This is a genomic window from Sulfurimonas sp. (assembly GCF_032250635.1).
In the GTDB taxonomy this organism is placed as follows: Bacteria; Campylobacterota; Campylobacteria; order Campylobacterales; family Sulfurimonadaceae; genus Sulfurimonas.
Genome location: NZ_JAVVFL010000118.1, coordinates 1 through 7,279, shown reverse-complemented (window position 1 = coordinate 7,279; position 7,279 = coordinate 1). Strand labels below are relative to the sequence as shown.

General features: G+C 35.5%; 6 protein-coding genes. 1 reads left to right on the top strand and 5 read right to left on the bottom strand.

Features of this window, described 5'->3' with window-relative positions; genetic code table 11:
- From RQ763_RS07890 to RQ763_RS07870, 5 genes are all read right to left on the bottom strand, one after another.
- On the bottom strand, positions 1-778 hold a 778-nt coding region (locus tag RQ763_RS07890; RefSeq protein ID WP_314152217.1), incomplete at its 3' end, for a Fic family protein.
- Between the two features lie 369 nt (positions 779-1,147).
- Positions 1,148-1,948, bottom strand: coding sequence for a M23 family metallopeptidase (locus RQ763_RS07885; protein ID WP_314152216.1), 801 nt, complete (start codon positions 1,946-1,948; stop codon positions 1,148-1,150).
- The gene (locus tag RQ763_RS07880) at positions 1,945-3,258 is read right to left on the bottom strand and encodes an HlyD family type I secretion periplasmic adaptor subunit (protein WP_314152215.1); all 1,314 of its coding nucleotides are present in this window, start codon (positions 3,256-3,258) and stop codon (positions 1,945-1,947) included. Before RQ763_RS07880 ends, RQ763_RS07885 begins: the two co-directional genes overlap by 4 nt.
- Positions 3,259-3,268: 10 nt before the next feature.
- Positions 3,269-5,368 carry a type I secretion system permease/ATPase gene (locus RQ763_RS07875; RefSeq protein WP_314152214.1) on the bottom strand — a complete coding sequence of 700 codons (2,100 nt, stop codon included), beginning with the start codon at positions 5,366-5,368 and terminating at the stop codon, positions 3,269-3,271.
- On the bottom strand, positions 5,353-6,657 hold the full coding sequence (locus tag RQ763_RS07870) for a TolC family protein (protein ID WP_314152213.1): 1,305 nt from the start codon (positions 6,655-6,657) through the stop codon (positions 5,353-5,355). Before RQ763_RS07870 ends, RQ763_RS07875 begins: the two co-directional genes overlap by 16 nt.
- Positions 6,658-6,979: 322 nt before the next feature.
- On the opposite strand from RQ763_RS07870, the gene RQ763_RS07865 reads away from it, so the two are divergent.
- Positions 6,980-7,279 (top strand): hypothetical protein (locus RQ763_RS07865; protein ID WP_314152211.1); only part of this gene is annotated, 300 nt, incomplete at its 3' end.

Here is a 7,279-nt window from a genome sequence, read left to right as displayed (position 1 = left end):
CTTTATTTATATATCCAGTAGTATGCTCAAGTGCGCTGTAATAGCCTTTTCTGTCTGTGTTTATGGCACTTGACATAGAGTAGAGTCTTGAGATTTTGGAGTTTTCTATTTTTGAGAGTACCAAATCTGTTATAGCTCTTGCGATTCTTCCGTTTCCATCATCAAATGGGTGGATTACAACAAACCAAAGATGTGCTGTGCAGGCTTTTATCAAACTAGGTTCGGCAGCATTGAACCAATCTAAAAATCTCTGCATCTCATGCTCTAAGTCAGCTCTAGGCGGCGCTTCATAAAAAACCACCTCTCTGCCGCGCTCTATTCCTACTACTTCCATAGTCTCTTCGCCTCTAAATGATGCTGTATTTACCTTGCGTAATCCACTGTATCCTTTTGGGAAGAGAGCGTTGTGCCAACCAAATAGCCTCTCCATCGTCAACTCTTTGTCATAGTTAGTATTTGCATCTATAAGTATCTCTATAAGATAATCTGTCGCCTCATCTATTTTTTTATAGTTTATCTCTTTGAATCCAAGCTTTTTTTGAATTGAGGCTTTTACGCTATCGCGGTTTAGAATCTCTCCCTCTATGGCAGAAGTGTTTATAGCTTCATTCATCAAGGCTTCAAAGCGTCTTTGAAGGATATTGTCTTTATCTATGGTTTGTGCAAGAGCGATTAAGTATCCTTGTTCAAGAGAGACTTTTTGTGTCAAACTCTCTAATCTTTTTAGGTCATAGGTAAAGTTTGGATACGCACTTTGTTGCCAAATCCAGCGTTTCATAATCTTCTTTCCTTCTAATAGTATGATTCATATATATAATCATACCATAAATGGTGTGAATAAGTTGGCTATTTGTACCAAATTTTATATATGATAATGCAGTATCACTAAAACGCAACCACGCTTTCACCCGCATTTCTTATACTTTTTATAAAAATAAAAAGGGCGAAACAACGCCTGCACTCCCATATCTTGCAATTACACTATACCAAAGAAACAAGTAGAGCTGATGTCAAAAACACTCTACAGTGTGGTAGTTCTAAAATAATTAGACAGATTTAATAACCTATCATAGCAGGCTGTGAATATGAATGTGTATGGATTAATTAGCTAAAAAATTTGTTAAGAATATAATCTTACCTTTATCTATTAATGACTTCTATAAACCTGACCTATTGTAGGATTATTTACAATACCTCCAGCACTCATAAACTTGATTGGAAAAGACTTTCTATTTTTTCCATCAGTCGCTTTATATACTATAAAGTGCAGATGCGGTCCTCTTGTGTAGCCTGTTTTACCACTGTATCCAATTAGTTGAGCACGGTTAACTTTTTCTCCAACTTTTACAAGAACACCATTTTGTTTGAGGTGGGTATAAGAAGCAAGGGTTCCATCATTATGTTCGATGATAATTTCATTAGCATGTTTTTCAAACGAACGGTTTGCTCCGCCAGAGTTAGAGTCAGCTTTTGTTTTAACAACAACACCATCTCTGGCTGCATATACTTCTGTTCCTTCTTTCATCCCAAAATCTACAGCATACTGACTATTATTAAAGTGAGTAAATTTTCCATTAAAACCTTGAGAAACCTTTTGCACTGTTCCCGTCTTATATGGAAGTTTATAAATATAGCTATCGTCATGCTTTGCATCTTTTGAGCCGATTGTCCAGTCATAGTGAGCTTTGAAAGAAAATTTATTTTTTAAAATTTTAAGATGTAAAATTTCCTCTTTAGTGAAAGGTTTTATAACAAAAAGCAGAGGCAGCTTTTTATCAGCAGAGAGGTTGGTATAAGATGCATCATATTTTACGGTTATGCAAAAAGGATTTCTGTTTTGAGCATACACAACTACATCTTTTTCAACAACTTTGGCTTTTATGTTTACGCTATCATCAACTGCTAGTAAAGAGCTTAAAAACAGTATGGTAATTAAGAACTGTTTCATCGAACACTCATTCCTTCATCGAGGTATTTGATTAATGGATACAAGAAAAACTCAATTACACGACGTTTTCCGACTTTCATCTCAGCTGTAACACTCATGCCAGAGCGCAAGAAAACTTTCTCTGAGTTTACTGTTAAAAAGTGCTCTTTTGGTTCAATATATATCTCATACACCGGACCTAGCTTTTCATCATCTACTGAGTCGTCTGCTTTGTGTGTAACAACTCCATGAATCATTCCATACTTTTGAAAGTCGAAAGTATCTATCTTAACCGCTGTTTGCATCCCTTTTTTAATAAATCCACTATCTTGATTGAGTACAGTAGCTTTTATGATAAGCGGTGCGTCTTTTGGAATAACGGTAATAAGCTTTTCAGCAGGAGTAACAACACCGCCAACGGTATGTACATGTAATTTTCCTATATAGCCATCTACCGGTGAAATTAAACGCTGTTTAGATTGTTTAAATTGAATCGATTTTATCTCCACTTGAAGCATAGTTGCTTCTTTGCGCTTCTCTGTCAACTCTTCTAAAAGTTTATTTTTGTAGTCTTGGGTTATAAAAAGTATTTGTTCAATTAACTCTGTTTGCTTTGAGTCTAGCTCATTTACTTCATGTTTTTTTACTAATGTTTGTTCTTCATACTCTATAACATCTTTGCGCGCAGATTCATACTCTTCTTGGGTTATTAAATCTCTTACTTCAAAAAGACGTTCTGCCCGTGCTACTGCTGAATCTGACAATTTTTTAACACGGTCTATATTCTCGGTAATAGATTTTTTTTGAGAGTCTACTTGATTTATTTGCTGTGTTACCAGCTGTAGTTGTTGATGATAGCCTGAACGTTTAGTATCATATATCAATTTTTGAGTTGAGAGAAGATTTTTATCATTTGTAATTTTAGATGGATAAAATTCTTCATTTTTCACAAGAGCCGTTAATCTTGCCATCTCCACATCTAGCAACTCAAGGTTTTTAAGTTTTGAGTCAAGATTTGTGTCTGTAACAGATGGGTCAATTTCCATTAAAATCTGTCCTTTAGTTACGTAATCACCTTCAATTACAGAGATACTGCTGATAACTCCTGTTTCAATCGGCTGAAGAACTTTTATCTCTCCCAATGGTATCACTTTGCCTCTAGCCGTAACTACAACATCTATTTTAGCTAGAAAAAGCCAGAGAGTTGTAATTACCATAAAAGCAAGGATAGTCCACAACAAACCTCTACCTAAAGGACTTGTCGGCCGCTCCTCTATCTCAACCAGAAGAGGTCTAAATTCGTGTCTGTCTTTTGTGCTAAACATATCCATTTTCTCTCCTTTAATCTTGTTGTGTGTACAGCATATGATAGTAAGCATGTTGTTTTATTAGCTCATCATGAGAACCTTGTTCAACAATCTTACCTTTGTCCATAACTAAAATTACATCACAATCTTTTACCGTGTTAAGCCGGTGTGCAACCATAAACATTGTACGACCCTCTTTAATAGTCTTTAGATTGTTTTGAATGATTTTTTCTGATTCATAATCAAGAGCAGATGTCGCTTCATCAAATATCAAGATTCTTGGATTAGTAAGAAGCGCTCTTGCAATAGCGATACGCTGACGCTGGCCGCCTGAGAGTGCTGAACCGCGTTCTCCTACCTGAGTATCGTATCCTTCCGGCAGATCAGCTACAAACTCGTCTGCGCCAGCCATTCGTGAAGCAGCTAAAATATTCTCAATTGGAGCGTCAGGACGCGATAGCGAGATGTTGTCTTTGATACTGCCGCTAAAAAGATAGTTGTCTTGAAGTACAACACCAATATTATTTCTCAGCCACTTAGGATTCATATGACGTATATCAACTCCATCTATATGAATAGCTCCACCAGTTGGAAGATATAAACGCTGTAGGAGTTTGGCAATTGTACTTTTACCACTCCCGCTTCTTCCAACTAAACCTACGCTGTATCCGGCAGGAAAGTCTGCCGAGATACCTTTTAGTACCTGTGGGCTGTCTGGCGCATAAGAAAACTCAAGTTTTTCAAACTTAACTAAACCATTTATGTTAGGAAGAGTTATAGCCTTTTCATTTGTCTGTTCGGTCGGTGTATTTAGAATATCTCCCAATCTGTCAACTGAAAGAAGAGTCTGCTGAAACTCGTTCCATAGATTGACTAAACGCAGAACAGGCCCAGAAAACTGATTTGCAAACATCTGAAATGCTATAAGCTGTCCAACACTTAGTTTACCTTCAAGAACTAGGGTAACCCCAACATACAACATAGAGATTGTCATCAGTTTTTGCAATGCACCTGAAACGCCACCAAGGATGTTTGAGAGGTTTGTTAAGTGAAATCCGGCATTAACATATTTGGCAAGATAATCTTCCCATTTTTTCTGCATTGAGCCTTCTAGGGCTAAAGATTTTACAGTCTGAACACCGGTAACGGATTCAACAAGATAAGCGTTTGACTGTGCTCCCATCTGAAATTTTTCCTCTAAACGACGACGCAGTTCAGGGGTGATAAACAGATAAAGAAGAGTGATAATTGATACAAATACTAAAACAACCATAGTAAGTTTTACACTGTAAAGAAGCATTACTGCCACAAATACACCTGAAAAGAGTACATCAATAATAAGAGTGACCGATTTGTTTGCAATAAATTCGCGAATTTGGTCTAGTTCTCGTACTCGCGCTATGATATTACCAACTTTACGCTTCTCAAAATAGACAAGTGGCAGAGCCAAGAGGTGATGAAAGAGTTTTGCTCCTAGTTTGGCATCAATCTTTGAAGTTGTATGAGCGAACAGATAGTTTCGTATTAGATTTAACACCAGCTCAAACAGAGCCACGACAACAAATGCAATAGCTAAGACATCAAGAGTGGTCATAGAGCGGTGAACTAAAACCTTATCTAAGATAACTTGAGTAAAAAGCGGAGTAACCAGACCAAAGAGTTGAATTACAAATGATGCAATCAAAACCTCACTCATAACCTTTTTATACTTCATGATCTGATGAAAAAACCAGCCAAATCCAAATCTAATTTGCTCAGATAGAATTTTATGTTTAAGAACGATAACTTTTCCACTGCTTATTTCATTGTACATGTCATAAGAGAGAGTGTATGGTTCTTTGGAACTTGTGTCATAAACAAGTAGCTCTCTCTTCTCTTCATTTACTTGAACAACACTCATATACATGCCATCTTTTTTCAAAACTAAAAGAGGAAGAGGGTAGGCAGAGACAAGCTTCTCAATAGTCGTCTTTTTTATAGATGCACGAAAACCTTGGTATTTGGCAATACGGCATAACTCTTCAATTGATGGTTCATTATCGCCAAGCGCATACTCTTTTATAATACTTCTGCTATCTATAGAGATACGGTTTAGTTTACCTGCAACTTCAAGTGCTACTAGTGCTGAGTGCATTGAGATGCTCCTCTAAATAAAATATCTAAAGAAGCATTCTCGTAAGCCATATCACTCTGTTCTATCTTTAAGTTCAGTTTTCTCTCAAGAGCTTCAAGCATTGTATTTAATTCACTAATGCTGTCAACTTGATGGCTATCTCGCAGGCGGTTCATCATATTCACCTTCTGGGTTGTTTTATCATACATATTTTCGTCTTTGTCTTCTAAAGTTTTTAGGTGAGAGATTTTACTTCGTTTCATTTTGGCGTTATACTCATACTCGCGTTTATATAAGTCTCTCTCTTCTCTGATTCTCTGGAGTTCATACTGGAGTGTTTGAGATGTATTGCTGTATTTAAATCCTTCAAAGATATTCAAACGAATTGCCAAACCCAACTTCCAACTATTCTTTTTTATATTGTCAAATGATTCATATGCGTCGTTTGGATCTGAACCATACATGTAGTAGTTCCCATACATAGATAGTGTTGGATACTGAGAGTGAGTTAACATCAATATCTCCTGTTCCTTTTGCTTAACTTGCTCTAAATATTTATGTCCTAGTGTAGTCTCTTCAAAGTCATCAGTTAAGTAGTCAGAATGGCTGAATCCAATTGCCATTAGCTCAGTACTTTTCTCATCAAGCTCAACATGAGACAGACTGCTAAGATGAATAATGTCTTCTTGGTACTGTAGGAGTGCCAGCTCTATATCTTTCTCTAAATCGATGATAGTAATAGCTTCATCACCTAAGTCCAGCTTAGAGTATTTACCTGCTTTGTGAAGCCTCTGTTTTACATTGTATAAGTTTTGGCGGATTTGAAGCATTTCCTCTTTTATACTACTTTTAGTTTTTGATTTTACAGCACTGCTGTATCTGTCTAAAATAGTCTGATGAAGTTTTTTTTCCTCTTCACACCAGTTAAATTTTTTTATATTTACCTCTTTTTTTGCAATGAAAATACTATCTTCAGTTACTCCAAAATGGTAAAGTTCATGGTTTAAGTTTAAAGATAGAGAACTCTGATATCTGGTCCCACTTGTGATAACTGAGTCTCCAACTGACTCTGTACCTGAAGGCAAACCGTCCAAGTCTTTGTTGTACTCTGTGTTATAACTTAGCGCAAGAGTAGGGTAGTATTTTGCATAAAGAGTATCTACTTTGGAACTCTCTATATTTTCATCTGATTTAAACATTTTTAGTTTAATAGACTTGTCGCTTGCTGATTGTAAAAGCTCTTGGTAAGTAACTGTTTGCGCCTTAACAGCGAGGTTAAACAGTAATAGTAATGGTATAAAATAAATCAAATACACTCCTTGAAAATTATAACTATTAATTAAGAAGTTAGTTTAACTTAACCTTGCTTTGAATTATAGTCAAGTGATTATATTTTAATATTTTTAGTGTTTTATGTAACCAAAGTTAACAATTAATATTATTTATAGTATAAAATACGATAATACATAGACAAAGAAAACTTAAGAAAGTAAACTAATCTTCAATTATCAGTATATGTGATAAAACTAATTGACATGTAAGCTATATGTAGATTTGTTTTACATGGAAAAATAAGGGTTTAGAATGATGAAAAATAATAATCTACATGTAGATATGAAAGAGGTGGCGTAGATGATAGCACTAATGATGATGGGAGCTATAGCAATATATATAGCTATTTTATTTATTGCTTTATGGTTAATTCCAAAAGTTGTACAGCATAAACATATAAAAAGAATCATTTTTATAGTTTGGTTTTTAATCCCGACATGGGATGTAATCATAGGGTATCCGATTTATAAATTTCTTTGTGCTACTCAAGCAGGTGTAAAGATATATAAAACTGTTGACAATGTTGAAGGGTTCTATGTGGGTGAGAAAAGAAAAGAGTTTGAACCGTATGAACCGTATGAGGGATATAAATATATTGAT